This window comes from Pseudomonas endophytica (genome assembly GCF_001411475.1).
Taxonomy (GTDB): Bacteria; Pseudomonadota; Gammaproteobacteria; order Pseudomonadales; family Pseudomonadaceae; genus Aquipseudomonas; species Aquipseudomonas endophytica.
Genome location: NZ_LLWH01000227.1, coordinates 1 through 17,788 on the forward strand (window position 1 = coordinate 1; position 17,788 = coordinate 17,788).

The following is a 17,788-nucleotide window of genomic DNA, read 5'->3' on the forward strand; positions in this document are numbered from 1 at the left end:
GGCCGCTAGTCGAGTAACGACATTGTGGAGGAGCCGCAGGCTGCGATCTTTTGCTATTTAAGATCAAAAGATCGCGAGCACGCTCGCTCTTACGGGGTTGCAGGGGGTTGTAATGCCGCCAGGATGGCGTCCGGGTTGAAGTCCCTGAGGAGGGTGCCATTGACGTCTAAAATCGGAATCCCGCGCCCGCCCAGCGCCTCGTAGGCTTGGCGAGCGGTGGCATCTTTGTCGATATCAAACTCTTTGAACACAATGCCTTTCTGATCCAGAAAGCGCCGGGTGGCCTTGCAGTACCCGCACCACTCGGTCGAATACAGCACCACCCGGGCATTGGCGCGGGTCTGTTGCGGCACAACGCCCGAAGGGTTGAGTACGCGCTCGATTTTGCCCCAATTTTGGAAGACGACCACCACCACCAGTACAAACAGGACCTTCTTCAGAACGCCGTTCACCATTATTTATTACGCTTGAGCTGATCGAGCAGTTGAGTCGGCAGGCCCTTGATAACGAGTGTGCCGGCCTCTTCATCGAATTCGACCTTAGACCCCAACAGGTGAGCTTCAAAGCTGATGGACAAGCCCTCAGCACGCCCAGTGAAGCGACGGAACTGGTTCAAGGTGCGCTTATCTGCCGGGATTTCTGGCGACAGGCCGTAGTCCTTGTTGCGGATATGATCGTAAAACGCTTTCGGGCGTTCTTCGTCGATCAGCTCAGACAACTCCTCCAGGCCCATGGGTTCGCCGATTTTGGCTTGGCTGCTGGCGTAGTCGACCAAGGTCTTGGTTTTTTCGCGGGCAGACTCCTCGGGCAGGTCTTCGCTCTCAACAAAATCACTGAACGCCTTGAGTAACGTGCGCGTCTCGCCGGGGCCGTCGACGCCTTCTTGGCAGCCGATAAAGTCACGGAAGTACTCCGAAACTTTTTTACCGTTTTTACCTTTGATGAACGAAATGTACTGCTTGGATTGCTTGTTGTTCTGCCACTCGGAGAGATTGACCCGCGCGGCGAGGTGCAACTGACCCAAGTCCAAGTGCCGTGAGGGCATCACGTCGAGTTCTGAGTTCACGGCTACGCCGTCGCTGTGGTGCAACAGGGCGATAGCCAAATAGTCGGTCATGCCCTGCTGGTAATGGGCGAACAGCACGTGGCCGCCGACCGACAGGTTGGACTCTTCCATCAGTTTTTGCAGATGCTCGACGGCCACACGGCTAAATGCGGTGAAATCCTGCCCGCCCTCCATGTATTCCTTGAGCCAGCCGCTAAATGGGTGCGCGCCGGACTCGGGGTGGAAAAACCCCCAGGCTTTGCCTTGTTTAGCGTTATAGCTTTCGTTGAGGTCTGCGAGCATGTTCTCGATGGCCTGGGACTCGGCCAATTCGCGGTCGCGTGCGTGTAGAACAGCGGGCGTACCGTCGGGTTTTTTCTCAATTAAATGAACGATGCAATGACGGATCGGCATGGGCTTCTCGGCGAAAAATGAGCAGGGAGGGCGCGCGCCCGGAAAAGCCGCCAGTGTACCGCACCTGAGCCGCTGGGCAGCTTTCGCACCATGATTAGAGAGGGGATGGACGGGTTAGGGCGGTTTTTTACACTTATAAGGAGATAAAGCTGACCAAATGGTTAGGTAGAAGCGGATATTTAACCGTCTCTGTGCTAGTTTTGCCCGGTCTTGCGCTGGGTAACGGCGTGAAGCATGCATTCAGCCTGTGTCAGGTCGAACCAAACTCCGTTTTAGCACTCTACATCCGCGATTAGTCGCGAAAGCAAACGGGCGTGCCAGACCCTCGATTTCTGGCTCGATAGCTGACCTTGCACTTTGCAAACCAAATGAATTTGATAGGGAAGGAACATCTCAATGGCTATTACTAAAGACCAACTGATCGCTGATCTGGCTGAAGCTGTAGACGCACCGAAAACTACCGTACGTGCTCTGCTGGACCAACTGGGCCAAATCGTTGCTGATCAGCTGGAAAATGGCGGCGAAATCACTCTGCCAGGTATTGGCAAACTGAAAGTGACCGAGCGTCCTGCCCGTACTGGCCGTAACCCTTCGACTGGCGTTGCCATCGAAATCGCTGCTAAAAAAGTTATCAAGCTCGTTGTGGCTAAAGGCCTGACTGACGCTGTTAACAAGTAATCATCAAAAAAGCCGCGCCCGGACTTATCCGGGCGCGGCTTTTTTGTGGGTGAAAAACCCTAAATCCGTACCCGTGTACAGGTACGGCTTAGGCTTACTTCCAGTTTTTCTCACGCCACATTTGTTGCTGGTCTTTATCGTGGAAGGTCCAGGCTACGAAACGACTTTGTTTGTTGCCTTGGGACATTTCGACAACTTGGCTCTCCCGTGCACCGGCTTTTTTCAGGGCAGTTTGAACCGCTGGCAGGTTTGATGCCTTGGACACCAATACGCTGAACCACAACACTTGGCGACCTACGTGTACGCTTTCGCGGATCAGTTGGGTCACAAAGCGTTGCTCGCCACCTTCGCACCACAATTCGGCCGACTGGCCACCAAAATTCAGAACCGGCAGTTTGCGCTTGGGGTCTGCTTTGCCCAAGGCGCGCCATTTGCGTTCGCTGCCGCGTGTAGCCTCGTCCAGTGACGCGTGGAAGGGCGGATTGCACAGTGTCAGGTCGAAACGCTCACCGCTCTCTAGGATGTCTAGCAGGATCTTTTGCGGATCAGCTTGCAAGCGCAAGCTGATGTTTTTGCTCAGTCCGTTGGACTGCACAATCGCTTTGGCCGTTTTGACCGCTGTCGGGTCGACATCGGTGCCGAGGAACTGCCAGCGGTATTCGCTGTGGCCGATCAGCGGGTAGACGCAGTTGGCGCCGGTGCCGATATCCAGCACGTGTACATTGGCCCCACGCGGGATCTCGCCATCGTTCACGCTGGCCAGCAAGTCCGCCAAAAAATGTACGTAATCGGCGCGTCCAGGTACAGGAGGGCAGAGATAGTCAGGTGGAATGTCCCAATGTGCAATCCCATAGAACATCTTGAGCAGAGCGCGATTGAAGACGCGAACAGCGCTTGGGTTCGCGAAGTCGATGCTCTCTTTGCCATACGGATTGATGATCACAAATTCGCCCAGTTCAGGGCTGGTCTTGATCAGTTGCGGGAAGTCGTAGCGACCCTGATGGCGGTTACGCGGGTGCAAGCTGGCCTTTACGCGCGGTTCGGCCACTTTGCTCTCGGCGTTTGCCTTGGGCTTGTGGCGTGTAGCTTTGGAGGTGCGTGGGGTGGTCATGTTCAATGGGTTCCACAAAAGCAATCGCGGGCAAGGCCGCCCCGGCAGGGTTAAACCCTGCGGGAGCGTCCTTGCCCGCGATCAGGTGCGCAGCGTGTTTACAGGCTGGAAATCCGCGCGTGCTGGTCTGCCAATTTGCTCAAGGCTTGTTCGGCCTCGGCCAATTTGGCGCGTTCCTTGTCGATGACTTCGGCTGGGGCCTTGTCAACGAAAGCCGCGTTCGACAGTTTTCCGCCAACGCGAGCCACTTCGCCATGCAAGCGCTGGATTTCTTTGTCCAAACGCGCCAACTCTGCATCTTTGTCGATCAGGCCAGCCATAGGCACCAACACTTCCATCTCGCCGACTAGAGCGGTAGCGGACAGCGGAGCTTCGGCACCGTCTTGCAGCACGGTGATCGACTCGAGTTTAGCCAGCTTTTTGAGCAAGGCATCGTTCTCGGTCAAACGGCGCTGGTCTTCGCTGCTGACGTTCTTCAGGAACAGCTGCAGCGGTTTACCTGGGCCGATGTTCATTTCGCCACGGATATTACGCGTGCCCAGCATCAAGCCCTTGAGCCATTCGATGTCGTCTTCGGCGGCTTGGTCGATGCGTGCTTCGTTGGCCACCGGCCAAGGTTGCAGCATGATGGTCTTGCCCTCAGCGCCCGCCAGCGGCGCAATGCGCTGCCAGATTTCTTCGGTGATGAACGGCATGAAGGGGTGAGCGAGGCGCAAGGCCACTTCCAGAACGCGAACCAGCGTGCGACGCGTGCCGCGCTGACGCTCAACCGGGGCGTTTTCGTCCCACAGTACAGGCTTGGACAGCTCCAAGTACCAGTCGCAATACTGGTTCCAGATGAACTCGTACAAGGCTTGAGCGGCCAAGTCGAAGCGGAACTGGTCTAAGTGGCGGGTGACTTCGGCTTCGGTGCGCTGCAACTGCGAAATGATCCAGCGATCCGCCAGCGAGAGTTCGAAGGCTTCGCCGTTCTGGCCGCAGTCTTCGCCCTTGTCTAGCACGTAGCGTGCGGCGTTCCAGATCTTGTTGCAGAAGTTGCGATAGCCTTCAACGCGGCCCATGTCGAACTTGATGTCACGGCCGGTCGATGCCAGTGAGCAGAAGGTGAAGCGCAGGGCGTCGGTGCCGTAGCTGGCGATGCCGTCAGCGAATTCGTCACGGGTCTGTTTCTCGATCTTCTTCAGCAGTTTTGGCTGCATCAGACCGGTGGTGCGCTTGGCCACCAGGTCTTCAAGTTCGATACCGTCGATGATGTCCAGCGGGTCCAACACGTTGCCTTTGGACTTGGACATCTTCTGGCCCTGACCGTCTCGCACCAAGCCGTGTACATACACGGTTTTGAATGGGACTTGCGGCGTGCCGTCTTCGTTTTTCACCAAATGCATGGTGAGCATGATCATCCGGGCAACCCAGAAGAAAATGATGTCGAAACCGGTGACCAGCACATCGGTCGGGTGGAAGGTTTTCAGGCACTGGGTCTGCTCAGGCCAGCCGAGGGTCGAGAACGTCCATAGGCCAGAACTGAACCAAGTGTCGAGTACATCGTTGTCTTGTTGCAGCGCAACATCCTGGCCGAGGTTGTGCTTGGCACGCACTTCAGCTTCGTCGCGGCCGACATAGACTTTGCCCGACTCGTCGTACCAGGCCGGAATCCGGTGGCCCCACCACAGCTGACGGCTGATGCACCAGTCTTGGATGTCACGCATCCATGAGAAGTACATGTTTTCGTATTGCTTGGGTACGAACGCAATGCGCCCGTCTTCCACGGCGGCGATGGCCGATTCTGCTAACGGCTTGGTCGATACGTACCACTGGTCGGTCAGCCACGGCTCAATGACGGTGCCTGAACGATCGCCTTTCGGTACTTTCAGTGCGTGATCGTCGACGCTGACGAGCAAGCCAGCTTGGTCAAAATCAGCCACGATCTGTTTGCGTGCATCGAAACGATCCAGCCCAGCGTATTTAGCGGGCAGAGTGCCGTCGATGGCGTCATTCAGCGTACCGTCAAGGTTGAACACTTGAACCGCAGGCAGAACAGTTGCGTTCTTATCGAAGATGTTCAGCAGCGGCAAGTTGTGACGCTTGCCGACTTCATAGTCGTTGAAGTCGTGGGCCGGAGTGATTTTCACACAGCCGGTGCCGAATTCAGGGTCGCAGTAGTCGTCTGCAATGATCGGGATGCGGCGGCCAACCAGTGGCAGCTCAACAAATTTGCCGATCAGAGCTTTATAGCGTTCGTCTTCTGGGTTTACCGCAACCGCTGAGTCACCGAGCATGGTTTCTGGGCGGGTGGTTGCCACAACCAGGTAGTCCAGACCTTCAGCGGTCTTGGCGCCATCGGCCAGCGGGTAGCGCAGGTTCCACAAGAAGCCTTTCTCGTCGTGGTTTTCTACTTCGAGGTCGGAAATAGCGGTGTGCAGCTTGGTGTCCCAGTTAACCAGACGCTTGCCGCGGTAAATAAGACCGTCCTCGTGCAGGCGTACAAAGGCTTCTTTCACCGCTTGCGACAGGCCATCGTCCATGGTGAAACGCTCACGGCTCCAGTCTACGGACGAGCCAAGGCGGCGGATCTGACGGCTGATGTTGCCGCCGGATTGGTCTTTCCATTCCCAGATCTTCTCGAGGAACTTCTCGCGGCCTAAGTCGTGGCGGTTCAGACCTTGTGCTTCGATCTGACGCTCCACCAGCATTTGGGTGGCAATACCCGCATGGTCAGTACCCGGTTGCCATAGGGTATTACGACCCTGCATCCGGCGGAAACGGATCAAGGCGTCCATGATCGCGTTATTAAAACCGTGGCCCATGTGCAGGCTGCCGGTGACGTTCGGCGGCGGGATCATGATGGTGTACGAGTCGCCCGCGCCTTGCGGGGCAAAATAATTCTCTTCTTCCCAGGTTTTGTACCAGGAAGTTTCAATTGCGTGCGGCTGGTAGGTCTTATCCATGCGCGGCGGGACCCTTTAGGCATTAATTCAGGAAAGCCGGCAAGTATAGCGGGGCAGGACGCTGAGGGCGAGATCAAACCCCGTGGGGCGAGCTTGCCTCGCGATCTTTTAAGGCTCAGAAGATCGCGAGGTAAGCTCGCTCTTGCACAATGTCAGCTCTGATGTTGGTTGAGCAGGCGCTCCATGTGCGCATCCAAACGGCGTTTGATTTCGGTTTCGATGTGCGGGGCGAAGTCGTTAATCACCTCGTGCATGATGGCTTGCGCCGCCGTGCGCAGCTCTTTGTCCAAATGCACCAACAGCGCGTCCGGCGCTTTTTCGGTCTTGGCGGTTGCGGCGATGTCGGCGGGCGGTGCTTGCCCCGGTGTTGGATCGGGTTCGGGGGCGACGGTGTCGTCGATGACGTCAGACAGCAGTGGGATCTGCTCGCCACCGTGGCCGACCATTTCCGTCAACAATGGCGGTTGTAGGCCATCATCGCCAAGCAATTGGCGAATGGATTCGAGGTCGTCTAGCAGGTGTGCGGCTTTTTTCGGCGAATTAGAGGTATCCATCGTGTGCTCAAAGTCGTTGTAGCTTGTGGTCTTGCAGAGGATAGCCGTGTTCACGGTAGAAACGAAAACTCTCCCGTGCAGCCAGACGTACGACAGGGTCTTCGACCACGACCTCCGCCACGCGGGCGAAGCGTTTGAAAAATTCTGGGACTTTAAGGTCCAGGTTGATCAATAAATCTTGATGGTTGGCGGGAGCTTCAGCGAAGCCCATCAGCACCACGCCGTCGGGCTGGTCTTCAAGGTTGCTGTGTGGGACGAAGCTTTCGCCTTTGAAGCGCCATAGACGCTCGTCTAAGTCGTTGCGTTGCGTCTCGTCGCTGCAATGCAGGTAGACCTTATGGCCTAGGCGCCAAGCTTTTTCCGTGAGTTTGCACGCAAAATCCAACCGCGCGGAGGGTTCGGCGCTGGGCAGGATATAAAAGTCGACCTTGGTCAGCTCTGTGTCGGGTTCTGAGGTCATTACGGTTCCTGAATCGGGGTTGCGCCGCGATCAAACGGCGCAACCGTCGATTGTCAGCTTCAAGCGTTGGCGCGATCCAGCAGGTACTGAGTCAGCAAGGGCACAGGACGGCCACTGGCGCCCTTGTCTTTGCCGCCGCTGACCCATGCCGTGCCGGCGATGTCCAAGTGAGCCCAGTGGTAGGCTTTGGCAAAACGAGACAAGAAGCAGCCTGCGGTGATCGCACCGGCTTTAGGGCCGCCAATGTTGGCCATGTCGGCAAACGGGCTGTCCAATTGCTCTTGGTACTCGTCGAACAGCGGCAACTGCCAAGCGCGGTCGTCGGCTTGTTTACCAGCTTCTAGCAGTTGGTCGATCAATTCGTCGTTATTGCCCATCAGGCCTGAGGTGTGAGCGCCCAGTGCAACCATGCACGCGCCCGTCAGGGTCGCGATGTCAATGACCGCCTGCGGCTTGAAGCGTTCAGCGTAGGTCAGTGCGTCGCACAGTACCAAACGGCCTTCGGCGTCAGTGTTGAGGATTTCAACGGTTTGACCGCTCATGGTGGTCACAATGTCGCCCGGGCGCGCGGCGCCGCCGCTTGGCATGTTCTCGGCACAGGCCAAAATGCAGACCAGGTTAATCGGCAGCTTCAGCTCAAGCACGGCACGTAGGGTGCCGAACACGCTGGCAGCACCGCCCATGTCGTACTTCATTTCGTCCATCCCGGCGCCTGGCTTAAGGCTGATGCCGCCGGTGTCGAACGTGATGCCTTTGCCCACCAGCACAAACGGCTTCTCGGACTTCTTGCCACCTGCGTAGTTCATGACGATCAGGCGGGGCGGTTGGTCGCTGCCTTGGCCGACCGCGTAGAACGCGCCCATGCCCAGTTCTTTGATCTTTTTCTCGTCAAGAACCTCGACTTTCAACCCTTTGTATTCTTTGCCCAGATCCTTGGCTTGTTCGGCGAGGAAGGTTGGGTGGCAGATGTTAGGTGGCAAATTGCCCAGGTCGCGAGTGAACGACATGCCGGCCGCAATGGCGTGAGCGTGGGTCACCGCGCGCTGAATTTCAGCCTGAGCAGCCTTAATGGTCAGCAGGGTGATTTTTTTCAGGGCACGAGGTTCGGCTTTTTGACTTTTGAAGCGGTCGAAGGTGTATTCGCCATCAAGCAGGGTTTCAGCCAGCAGGCGGGTTTTGCTGTAACTGTCGCGGCCTTTGACAACCAGTTCGTCGAGCGCGAGTACCGCGTCGCTGCCACCCAAGCCTTTAAGCGTGTTCAGAGCGCCGCTGATGATTTTGCGCAATGGTCGGTCACCCAGTGCTTCGTCTTTGCCTGTACCTAGTAGCAGTACGCGCTCGGCTTTGATATTGGGCAGGCTATGAAGTAGCAGGCTTTGGCCGACTTTGCCAGCAATGTCGCCACGCTTGAGCACGGCGCTGATAGCGCCACTGGTGAGTTCGTCGATTACTTTAGCGGTAGGGCCGAGTGTGCGGCCTTCACTGATGGCGACCACGAGAGTGGCCGTTTTCAACGTTTCTGGGCTGACGCTTTTTACAACCAGTTCCATGTCCGGGTCCCTGAATCAAATGGTCAACGTGCGCACAAACGGTGCGGTGTGCTTGCTTAAAAGATGAGGCGCCGCACCTAAGTTCAAGTGAGCGTCAAGTCAGGCAGTTTGAACCTCGTCGGCCGGGCCTGACAACCCTGGAGTCTTTCAAAACAGCGCTTTAAAGCCTTGGCTGAGCTTGTGCAGTGACAGGCGCGGTCATTCACAGGATAATGCGCCATCTTTTTAAACGGCTAGGCTCATCTACATGAGCTAGTGTCGACTCGTTATGCCGCTTGTTTGGCCGCCTTAGCCTGACGACCCCTGGAGTGTCTGGTTTGATCGTCTTCCGTTATCTATCCCGCGAAGTCCTGCTTACGTTGAGCGCTGTCAGCGCTGTGCTGCTGGTCATCATCATGAGCGGTCGCTTCATTAAATACCTGGCTCAGGCTGCTGCTGGCGCTCTGGATCCCAGCTCATTGTTCATGATCATGGGCGTTCGCCTGCCAGGCTTCATGCAACTGATTCTGCCCTTAGGGCTGTTTCTGGGCATCCTGCTGGCTTACGGGCGTATGTATCTCGAAAGTGAGATGACGGTCTTGTCAGCAACGGGCATGAGCCAGCAGCGTTTGTTGGCTATCACTATGGTGCCGGCCACTATTGTGGCGCTGATCGTTGCGTGGTTGAGCCTGAGTCTTGCACCGCATGGGGCGAATCAGTTTCAGCTAATCCTGAACAAGCAAGATGCCCTGACCGAGTTCGATACCTTGGAGCCAGGCCGCTTTCAGACGCTAAACGACGGCTCTCGAGTGACCTACACCGAAGAGCTGACTGATGACCGCACTCGTCTAGGCGGGGTGTTTATCTCTCAGAAGAACCTCGGTCAGGATGCCAAGGATCGCAGCATTTCTATCTTGGTCGCGCAAAAGGGCCGCCAAGAAGTCCGCCCTGATGGTAGCCGCTGGTTGATTCTCGATGACGGCTACCGTTATGACGGCAATCCAGGTTTGGCGGACTATCGCGCGATCAAGTACGACACGTATGGCGTGCTGCTCCCCAAACCTGATGTTAGCGATGAAGTTACCGACCGTGATGCGATGCCAACCAGCAGCCTCTTTGGTAGCACTGACTTGAAGGCGATTGCTGAGTTGCAATGGCGTATTTCCATGCCGCTATTGGTCTTTGTCGTGACACTGATTGCTGTGCCGCTGTCGCGTGTTAACCCGCGTCAGGGGCGTTTCCTCAAGCTGTTGCCAGCCATTCTTCTTTATTTGGCTTACGTGACCGCCTTGATCCTGGTGAGGGGGGCGCTTGAGAAAGGCAGAATCTCCCCGATGCTGGGCTTGTGGTGGGTGCATGGTCTGTTCTTGATCATTGGTCTGCTGTTGTTTTACTGGGAGCCGTTGCGCTTGAAATTGGCGAGTCGCCGCAGCGTGAAGGAGTTGGCTCATGGTTAAGCTCGATCGCTACATTGGTAAAAGCGTATTGGTAGCGATCCTGGCCGTCTCGGGGATCATTTTGGGGCTGGCATCTTTGTTCGCCTTCATCGACGAGATGAAGAGCACGTCCAGCTCCTACACCATGTTGGATGTGTTGAGCTTTGTGCTGCTGACTGCGCCACGCCGCCTCTACGAGATGCTGCCGGTGGCTGCGCTGATCGGCTGCCTGATTGGCTTGGGCAGTTTGGCGAGCAATAGCGAGCTGACCATCATGCGGGCAGCGGGTGTTTCTACCCGTCGCATCGTTTGGGCGGTCATGAAGCCAATGCTGGTCTTGATGTTGGTGGGTATTTTGATTGGCGAGTATCTGGCCCCCGCGAGCGAGTCTGTTGCTCAGGCCAACCGTGCATTGGCGCAGGGCAGCGGTGATGCGCAAAGCTCCAAGCATGGTATGTGGCACCGTGAAGGGGATGAATACATCCATATCAACGCGGTTCAGCCAGATGGCATGCTGCTGGGTGTGACACGTTATCGTTTCGATAAAGAACGCCATCTGTTGTCTGCAAGTTTTGCCGTCAAAGCGAACTTCAATCAGGACTACTGGCTGTTGAGCGATGTCGCAACCACGGTGTTTCATGATCGCAGCACTGAGGTCATTAAAGCGCCTGAAGAGCGCTGGGACGTTTCGTTAAATCCGCAATTGCTTAACACCGTGGTCCTGGCCCCGGACGCGCTGTCGATCTCCGGTTTGTGGAGTTATATCCACTACTTGAAAGATCAAGGTCTGAGTAATGGTCGGTATTGGCTGGCATTTTGGGTCAAGGTGTTACAGCCCTTGGTGACAGCGGCGCTGGTCTTGATGGCGATATCTTTCATCTTCGGTCCTTTGCGCTCTGTGACGCTGGGGCAGCGCGTGTTCACGGGTGTGCTGGTGGGTTTTGCTTTCAAAATTGCGCAAGACTTACTGGGCCCAGCCAGTTTGGTGTTCGGCTTCTCGCCGCTGTTTGCGGTATTGCTGCCGGCAGGTATATGCGCGCTGGCGGGTTTCTGGCTGTTGCGTCGAGCGGGCTGATCCGCGGCCATTAAGCTGATCAAAAGCCTCTATCTTACGATAGGGGCTTTTTTGTAGGAGGCCATTGGCCTGTGAGCGTGACGCTTGGCGCAGGGATCAGGTACAATTCCCGGCTATTTTTCGGCGGGCAGTCTGCCTGCGACTTTTTTGAGTGTTGACCCGTGAGTGATTTGAGTCATATCCGCAATTTCTCCATCATCGCCCACATTGACCATGGCAAGTCGACGCTGGCCGATCGTTTCATTCAGATGTGCGGTGGTCTGACTGCCCGCGAAATGGAAGCCCAAGTACTGGACTCCATGGACCTGGAGCGTGAGCGTGGGATTACCATCAAGGCCCACAGCGTTACCTTGTACTACACGGCCAAAGACGGCAAAACCTACCAATTGAACTTCATTGACACCCCGGGTCACGTTGACTTCACCTATGAAGTCAGCCGCTCTTTGGCGGCCTGTGAAGGTGCGTTGCTGGTTGTTGACGCTGGCCAAGGCGTTGAAGCCCAGTCCGTTGCCAACTGCTACACCGCAATTGAGCAGGGTCTTGAGGTGATGCCGGTCTTGAACAAGATCGACCTGCCACAGGCTGATCCTGACCGTGTAAAAGAAGAAATCGAAAAAATTATCGGCATCGACGCCACGGATGCCGTGACGTGCAGCGCCAAAACCGGTCTGGGCGTCGACGAAGTGCTTGAGCGTCTGGTACACACCATTCCTGCGCCGACCGGCAATATCGAAGATCCGCTGCAAGCGTTGATCATCGACTCTTGGTTCGATAACTACTTGGGCGTTGTGTCCTTGGTGCGCGTGCGTCATGGCCGCGTGAAAAAGGGTGACAAGATCCTGGTTAAATCCACTGGCAAGGTCCACCTGGTGGACAGCGTCGGTGTGTTCAACCCTAAACACAGCGCGACGACTGACCTCAAGGCCGGTGAAGTAGGCTTCATCATCGCGGGCATCAAGGATATTCACGGCGCACCGGTAGGTGACACCCTGACCCTGAATTCGACCCCTGACGTTGAAGTCCTGCCGGGTTTTAAACGCATTCAGCCGCAGGTATATGCCGGTCTGTTCCCGGTCAGCTCCGATGACTTCGAAGACTTCCGCGACGCGCTGCAAAAGCTGACGCTTAACGACTCGTCGCTGCAATACACCCCAGAAAGCTCTGATGCTTTGGGCTTCGGTTTCCGTTGCGGCTTCTTGGGCATGCTGCACATGGAAATCATCCAGGAGCGCTTGGAGCGCGAGTACGACCTGGACCTGATTACCACCGCGCCAACCGTGATTTTTGAGCTGTTGCTCAAAAACGGTGAAACGATTTACGTCGACAACCCGTCCAAGCTCCCAGACCTGTCTGCGATCGAGGACATGCGCGAGCCGATCGTGCGGGCCAACATTCTTGTGCCTCAAGAGCACTTGGGCAACGTCATAACCCTGTGTATCGAAAAGCGTGGCGTTCAACACGACATGTTGTTCTTGGGTACTCAGGTACAAGTGACCTACGATTTGCCGATGAACGAAGTGGTTCTGGACTTCTTTGATCGTCTCAAATCCACCAGTCGCGGCTATGCTTCGCTCGATTACCATTTTGACCGTTATCAGTCGGCCAACCTGGTGAAGCTTGATGTGTTGATCAACGGTGAAAAGGTAGACGCGTTGGCCCTGATCGTGCACAAGGAAAACGCGCATTACAAAGGTCGGCAGTTGACCGAGAAGATGAAAGAACTGATTCCGCGCCAGATGTTCGACGTCGCGATCCAGGCCGCCATTGGTGGGCAGATCATTGCGCGGACCTCTGTCAAGGCACTCAGAAAGAACGTACTGGCCAAATGCTACGGTGGTGACGTTAGCCGTAAGCGCAAGCTGTTAGAAAAGCAAAAGGCCGGTAAAAAACGCATGAAGCAAGTGGGTAACGTGGAAATTCCACAAGAAGCCTTCCTTGCGGTGCTCAGGTTGGATAGCTAGGTCCTATGTCACTAAATTTCCCGCTGTTGCTGGTTATTGCTGTTGCCGTCTGCGGTTTGCTGGCGCTGCTCGATTTGGTCTTCCTGGCACCTCGCCGGCGTAAGGCTGTTGCTAACTATCAAGCCACTGTTCAGTCGGCTGATATGCAGGTCATCGAAAAGCTCAATAAAGAACCGCTACTGGTTGAATATGGCAAGTCGTTCTTCCCGGTGTTGTTCATCGTGCTGGTGCTGCGTTCGTTTCTGGTTGAGCCGTTCCAGATTCCGTCCGGCTCCATGAAACCGACGCTGGATGTGGGCGACTTCATTTTGGTGAACAAGTTTTCTTACGGGATCCGCCTGCCGGTGATCGACAAGAAAATCATCGAAGTGGGTGATCCGCAGCGCGGGGATGTGATGGTGTTTCGCTACCCAAGCGATCCGTCAGTCAACTACATCAAGCGTGTAGTGGGGCTGCCGGGTGACAAAATTCGCTACACCAGCGATAAGCATTTGTACGTCAACGGTCAACCGGTTGCCGAGCAAATGGTCGGTACCGAGCCTGGCACGTTGGGCAGCGCTGAGTTGTACAAAGAGAAACTGGGCGAAGCCGAGCACATGATTCGCAAAGAAATGAACCGTTATCAAGCGCCGCCTGATAACGAGTGGACAGTTCCGGCTGGCCACTACTTCATGATGGGCGACAACCGCGACAATTCGAACGACAGCCGTTACTGGGATGATCCGAACATTCCCAAAAATGAGCTGGGCATGGTTCCCGACCAGAACATTGTCGGTAAAGCCTTCGCTGTTTGGATGAGTTGGCCGGAACCCAAAATGAGCCATCTGCCGAACTTCTCGCGGGTGGGGCTGATCAAGTAGCCAAGACGGCGCTGTTAATAACAGCGCCGAATGCTTTTCAGGCGTCCGAATAAATCGGTTGCCTGAGGGTTCTTAAGACCGTCTGCCGTCTCGGGCAGGGCGGTCAACAGTATTCAGGATGTGGATTTGAACAAAGCGTTAAGTGTGACGGCGGCGAACAGCCTGTTCCCAGTCCATTTGCTATGCGATCAACGAACATCACTGATCCCTAATATCGGTCCGGTGGTGACATTCGGCCACGAACTCAACGTGGGTAAATCGTGAGTTTTTCTTTAAGTCGTTTAGAGCGTCAGCTCGGCTACACCTTCAAAGATCAGGAGTTGATGGTTCTGGCCCTGACACACCGCAGTTTCGCAGGGCGCAATAACGAGCGTCTTGAGTTCCTTGGGGACGCAATTCTCAACTTTGTTGCCGGTGAAGCGTTGTTTGATCGCTTCCCGTTGGCCCGTGAAGGGCAGTTGTCGCGCTTGCGTGCGCGCTTGGTAAAAGGCGAAACCCTAGCCGTGTTGGCTCGCGGTTTTGAGCTGGGCGAGTATTTGCGTCTGGGGTCGGGAGAATTAAAAAGCGGCGGCTTCCGTCGCGAGTCGATCCTTGCTGATGCCCTAGAAGCGTTGATTGGCGCTATCTATCTGGACGCGGGTATGGACACCGCTCGTGATCGCGTTCTGGCTTGGCTGGCTGGCGAGTTCGAAACGCTGACGCTGGTCGACACCAATAAAGATCCAAAGACTAGACTGCAAGAGTACTTGCAGTCGCGCGCCTGTGAACTGCCGCGTTATGAAGTGGTAGATATCCAAGGCGAACCGCATTGCCGCACGTTCTTCGTTGAGTGCGAGATCGTCCTATTGAATGAAAAAAGCCGAGGTCAGGGTGTGAGCCGTCGTATTGCCGAACAGGTCGCGGCCGCAGCAGCCCTTATTGCCCTTGGCGTGGAGAATGGCCATGACTGATTCAACTGAAACTCGCTGTGGCTATGTCGCCATTGTTGGTCGACCAAACGTGGGTAAATCCACACTGCTGAACCATATTTTGGGTCAAAAGCTGGCGATCACTTCGCGCAAGCCGCAGACCACCCGCCACAACATGCTGGGCATCAAGACCGAAGGCGCTATTCAAGCGATCTACGTGGATACGCCAGGCATGCACAAAGGCGGCGAAAAGGCCCTGAATCGGTACATGAACAAAACGGCCTCGGCGGCGCTGAAAGACGTCGATGTGGTGATTTTCGTGGTGGATCGCACCAAGTGGACCGAAGAAGACCAAATGGTGTTGGAGCGCGTCCAATACGTGACCGGGCCTGTGATCGTGGTGTTGAACAAAACCGACCGTATCGAAGACAAGACTGAGCTGATGCCGCACCTGACGTGGCTTCAGGAGCAACTGCCTAATGCCCAGATCGTTCCGATCTCGGCTCAGAATGGTCACAACCTCGATACCCTTGAGCGTGTGATTGCAGAGCATTTGCCAGAAAACGACCACTTTTTCCCAGAAGATCAGATCACCGACCGCAGCAGCCGCTTCTTGGCCGCAGAGCTGGTACGTGAAAAAATCATGCGCCAACTGGGTGCAGAGCTGCCGTACCAGATCACCGTTGAGATCGAAGAATTCAAACAGCAGGGTAAGACCTTGCATATTCATGCGTTGATTCTGGTTGAGCGCGACGGTCAGAAAAAAATCATCATTGGCGACAAGGGCGAGCGCATCAAGCGTATCGGTACTGAAGCGCGCAAAGATATGGAGCTGCTGTTCGACGCTAAAATCATGCTTAACCTGTGGGTTAAGGTTAAAGGCGGCTGGTCCGACGACGAGCGCGCACTGCGTTCGCTGGGCTATGGCGACCAATAAGATTTCATCTCTGTAACGGGTGAATAAACCTGTAGGCGCTGGCGCAGCGCCTACAGGGATCGCGTTTTGGCCTCAGAGATTCCCGCAGGCATGTCCAACAAAACCATTGTTCCCCAACTCGCTTATGTCCTGCACAGTCGCCCTTATCGTGAAACCAGCGCGCTGGTAGATTTCATCACGCCTCAAGGACGCCTGCGTGCGGTGTTGCGCAGTGCGCGAGGCAAGGCGGGCACGCTGGCACGGCCATTTGTGCCGCTGGAAATCGAGTTCCACGGTCGCGGCGAGCTGAAAAATGTGGGTCGCATGGAAAGTGCAGGTCTTTCCACCTGGCTGGTGGGTGAAGCCCTGTTTAGCGGTTTGTACCTCAATGAGCTGTTGATACGCTTACTGCCCGCCGAAGACCCGCACCCCTCGGTATTCGATCACTACGCTGCAACCTTGCTGGCACTGGCTGAGGGGCGACCGCTTGAGCCTTTATTGCGGGCGTTCGAATGGCGATTGCTCGACGATTTGGGCTACAGCTTTTCGCTCACCGAGGACATTCACGGCGAGCCGGTCGCGGCTGATGGCATGTATCGCTTGCAAGTAGACGCAGGGCTGGAGCGTGTTTGGTTGTTGCAGCCGGGATTGTTTCAGGGAGTCGAGTTACACGCCATGGCGCACGCCGATTGGACGACCGCGGGCGCCCTGTCAGCGGCCAAGCGCTTAATGCGCCAAGCATTGGCTGTTCATTTGGCCGGCAAGCCTTTGGCCAGTCGTGAGTTGTTTCGCAAGCCCTGAATAGATCGGTATGCTGTGCGCCGAATCTTCAACTCTTCAGGAGAGCCCACGTGACCACAAGCAACCGCATTCTTCTTGGCGTGAATATCGACCACGTAGCCACGCTGCGTCAGGCGCGAGGTACGCGTTACCCAGACCCAGTCAAGGCGGCTCTGGACGCAGAAGAGGCGGGCGCCGATGGCATTACCGTGCATCTGCGTGAAGATCGTCGGCACATTCAAGAGCGCGATGTATTGCTGCTCAACGATGTGCTGCAAACGCGCATGAACTTCGAAATGGGTGTGACCGAAGAGATGATGGCCTTTGCCGAGCGCATTCGCCCGGCGCATATCTGTTTGGTGCCCGAAACCCGACAAGAACTGACCACTGAAGGCGGTTTGGATGTGGCGGGGCAAGAGGCGCGGATCAAGGCGGCGGTTGAGCGGTTGAGCAAAATTGGCAGTGAAGTCTCGCTGTTTATCGACGCCGACGAGCGTCAGATTGAAGCGTCTCGCCGTGTGGGGGCGCCCGCCATCGAACTGCACACCGGTCGTTACGCTGACGCCCAAACACCCACGGACATCGCTGAAGAGCTGCAACGGGTGGCCGATGGCGTTGCATTTGGCTTGGGTCAGGGGTTAATCGTTAACGCGGGTCACGGTTTGCACTACCACAACGTAGAAGCAGTGGCGGCGATCAAAGGAATCAACGAACTGAACATTGGTCATGCATTGGTTGCGCATGCACTATTCGTCGGCTTCAAGTCGGCAGTGGCCGAAATGAAAGTCCTGATTCTGGCGGCATCCAAGGCTTAATTATTACTCTGTATCTATACCTGTAGGAGATTCCCTGTCATCCATGCGCCGCACTGTCTCGCAGCAAACGGGCTAAGTCTGCAGTTGCTGACGAGGCACAAAGGCTGCGATCAACGGTTGGCAGCCGTAACACCATCGCGCACGGTGTTTGGGTGCATCTCTATTTTTGTAGGAGCTGGCGCAGCCTGCGATCTTTTGATCTTCTACCGCAATATCAAAAGATCGCAGGCTGCGGCAGCTCCTACAACAGATAGATTACAGTTGCGGCTCTTCTTTAGGCTTAGTCTTGTCGATGCCGGGG

General features: G+C 55.8%; 17 protein-coding genes. 10 read left to right on the forward strand and 7 right to left on the reverse strand.

The window, feature by feature from the left end; translation table 11 throughout:
- Positions 1-89 precede the first annotated feature (89 nt).
- Positions 90-455 carry a glutaredoxin family protein gene (locus tag AQS70_RS21600; RefSeq protein WP_055104775.1) on the reverse strand — a complete coding sequence of 122 codons (366 nt, stop codon included), beginning with the start codon at positions 453-455 and terminating at the stop codon, positions 90-92.
- Positions 455-1,459 carry a nucleoid-associated protein YejK gene (gene yejK / locus AQS70_RS21605; RefSeq protein ID WP_055104776.1) on the reverse strand — a complete coding sequence of 335 codons (1,005 nt, stop codon included), beginning with the start codon at positions 1,457-1,459 and terminating at the stop codon, positions 455-457. The genes AQS70_RS21600 and yejK overlap by 1 nt, the downstream gene beginning before the upstream one ends.
- A gap of 396 nt (positions 1,460-1,855) precedes the next feature.
- Between yejK and AQS70_RS21610 the strand changes: the two genes are divergently transcribed.
- On the forward strand, positions 1,856-2,137 hold the full coding sequence (locus tag AQS70_RS21610) for an HU family DNA-binding protein (protein WP_055104777.1): 282 nt from the start codon (positions 1,856-1,858) through the stop codon (positions 2,135-2,137).
- Positions 2,138-2,231: 94 nt separating this feature from the next.
- On the opposite strand, the gene rlmF is transcribed toward AQS70_RS21610, so the two are convergent.
- The 5 genes from rlmF to AQS70_RS21635 all read right to left on the reverse strand — a co-directional run bounded on the left by rlmF (position 2,232) and on the right by AQS70_RS21635 (position 8,757).
- The gene (gene rlmF, locus AQS70_RS21615; protein WP_055104778.1) at positions 2,232-3,248 is read right to left on the reverse strand and encodes a 23S rRNA (adenine(1618)-N(6))-methyltransferase RlmF; all 1,017 of its coding nucleotides are present in this window, start codon (positions 3,246-3,248) and stop codon (positions 2,232-2,234) included.
- 98 nt (positions 3,249-3,346) lie between these two features.
- Positions 3,347-6,193, reverse strand: a complete 2,847-nt coding sequence (locus tag AQS70_RS21620) for a valine--tRNA ligase (protein WP_055104779.1) — start codon at positions 6,191-6,193, stop codon at positions 3,347-3,349.
- Between the two features lie 152 nt (positions 6,194-6,345).
- Complete coding sequence (locus tag AQS70_RS21625; RefSeq protein WP_055104780.1) at positions 6,346-6,747, reverse strand: hypothetical protein; 402 nt, start codon at positions 6,745-6,747, stop codon at positions 6,346-6,348.
- A gap of 7 nt (positions 6,748-6,754) precedes the next feature.
- Positions 6,755-7,183, reverse strand: coding sequence for a DNA polymerase III subunit chi (locus tag AQS70_RS21630; protein ID WP_055104790.1), 429 nt, complete (start codon positions 7,181-7,183; stop codon positions 6,755-6,757).
- 83 nt (positions 7,184-7,266) lie between these two features.
- Complete coding sequence (locus AQS70_RS21635) at positions 7,267-8,757, reverse strand: leucyl aminopeptidase (RefSeq protein ID WP_055104781.1); 1,491 nt, start codon at positions 8,755-8,757, stop codon at positions 7,267-7,269.
- A 317-nt stretch (positions 8,758-9,074) separates the two neighbouring features.
- Between AQS70_RS21635 and lptF the strand changes: the two genes are divergently transcribed.
- The 9 genes from lptF to pdxJ all read left to right on the forward strand — a co-directional run bounded on the left by lptF (position 9,075) and on the right by pdxJ (position 17,487).
- Positions 9,075-10,193 carry an LPS export ABC transporter permease LptF gene (gene lptF, locus AQS70_RS21640; RefSeq protein WP_055104782.1) on the forward strand — a complete coding sequence of 373 codons (1,119 nt, stop codon included), beginning with the start codon at positions 9,075-9,077 and terminating at the stop codon, positions 10,191-10,193.
- Entirely contained in the window at positions 10,186-11,247 is a 1,062-nt protein-coding gene (gene lptG, locus AQS70_RS21645; RefSeq protein WP_055104783.1) for an LPS export ABC transporter permease LptG, read from the forward strand. Before lptF ends, lptG begins: the two co-directional genes overlap by 8 nt.
- A 161-nt stretch (positions 11,248-11,408) precedes the next feature.
- Entirely contained in the window at positions 11,409-13,208 is a 1,800-nt protein-coding gene (lepA, locus tag AQS70_RS21650) for a translation elongation factor 4 (protein WP_055104784.1), read from the forward strand.
- 5 nt (positions 13,209-13,213) lie between these two features.
- Positions 13,214-14,068 carry a signal peptidase I gene (gene lepB / locus AQS70_RS21655; protein WP_055104785.1) on the forward strand — a complete coding sequence of 285 codons (855 nt, stop codon included), beginning with the start codon at positions 13,214-13,216 and terminating at the stop codon, positions 14,066-14,068.
- Between the two features lie 126 nt (positions 14,069-14,194).
- Positions 14,195-14,332, forward strand: coding sequence for a hypothetical protein (locus AQS70_RS23710; RefSeq protein ID WP_156355257.1), 138 nt, complete (start codon positions 14,195-14,197; stop codon positions 14,330-14,332).
- Positions 14,329-15,018 carry a ribonuclease III gene (gene rnc / locus AQS70_RS21660; protein ID WP_055104786.1) on the forward strand — a complete coding sequence of 230 codons (690 nt, stop codon included), beginning with the start codon at positions 14,329-14,331 and terminating at the stop codon, positions 15,016-15,018. The genes AQS70_RS23710 and rnc overlap by 4 nt, the downstream gene beginning before the upstream one ends.
- Entirely contained in the window at positions 15,011-15,913 is a 903-nt protein-coding gene (era, locus tag AQS70_RS21665) for a GTPase Era (RefSeq protein WP_055104787.1), read from the forward strand. The genes rnc and era overlap by 8 nt, the downstream gene beginning before the upstream one ends.
- A 90-nt stretch (positions 15,914-16,003) precedes the next feature.
- On the forward strand, positions 16,004-16,693 hold the full coding sequence (gene recO / locus AQS70_RS21670) for a DNA repair protein RecO (RefSeq protein WP_055104788.1): 690 nt from the start codon (positions 16,004-16,006) through the stop codon (positions 16,691-16,693).
- Positions 16,694-16,743: 50 nt separating this feature from the next.
- Positions 16,744-17,487, forward strand: coding sequence for a pyridoxine 5'-phosphate synthase (pdxJ, locus tag AQS70_RS21675; protein ID WP_055104789.1), 744 nt, complete (start codon positions 16,744-16,746; stop codon positions 17,485-17,487).
- Positions 17,488-17,788: the final 301 nt, after the last annotated feature.

Excerpts from the sequence above, each read along its gene's own strand:
- AQS70_RS21600 (WP_055104775.1), bottom strand. The coding sequence starts at position 455 with ATGGTGAACGGCGTTCTGAAGAAGGTCCTGTTTGTACTGGTGGTGGTG.
- yejK (WP_055104776.1), bottom strand. The coding sequence starts at position 1,459 with ATGCCGATCCGTCATTGCATCGTTCATTTAATTGAGAAAAAACCCGAC.
- AQS70_RS21610 (WP_055104777.1), top strand. The coding sequence starts at position 1,856 with ATGGCTATTACTAAAGACCAACTGATCGCTGATCTGGCTGAAGCTGTA.
- rlmF (WP_055104778.1), bottom strand. The coding sequence starts at position 3,248 with ATGACCACCCCACGCACCTCCAAAGCTACACGCCACAAGCCCAAGGCA.
- AQS70_RS21620 (WP_055104779.1), bottom strand. The coding sequence starts at position 6,193 with ATGGATAAGACCTACCAGCCGCACGCAATTGAAACTTCCTGGTACAAA.
- AQS70_RS21625 (WP_055104780.1), bottom strand. The coding sequence starts at position 6,747 with ATGGATACCTCTAATTCGCCGAAAAAAGCCGCACACCTGCTAGACGAC.
- AQS70_RS21635 (WP_055104781.1), bottom strand. The coding sequence starts at position 8,757 with ATGGAACTGGTTGTAAAAAGCGTCAGCCCAGAAACGTTGAAAACGGCC.
- lptG (WP_055104783.1), top strand. The coding sequence starts at position 10,186 with ATGGTTAAGCTCGATCGCTACATTGGTAAAAGCGTATTGGTAGCGATC.
- lepB (WP_055104785.1), top strand. The coding sequence starts at position 13,214 with ATGTCACTAAATTTCCCGCTGTTGCTGGTTATTGCTGTTGCCGTCTGC.
- era (WP_055104787.1), top strand. The coding sequence starts at position 15,011 with ATGACTGATTCAACTGAAACTCGCTGTGGCTATGTCGCCATTGTTGGT.
- recO (WP_055104788.1), top strand. The coding sequence starts at position 16,004 with ATGTCCAACAAAACCATTGTTCCCCAACTCGCTTATGTCCTGCACAGT.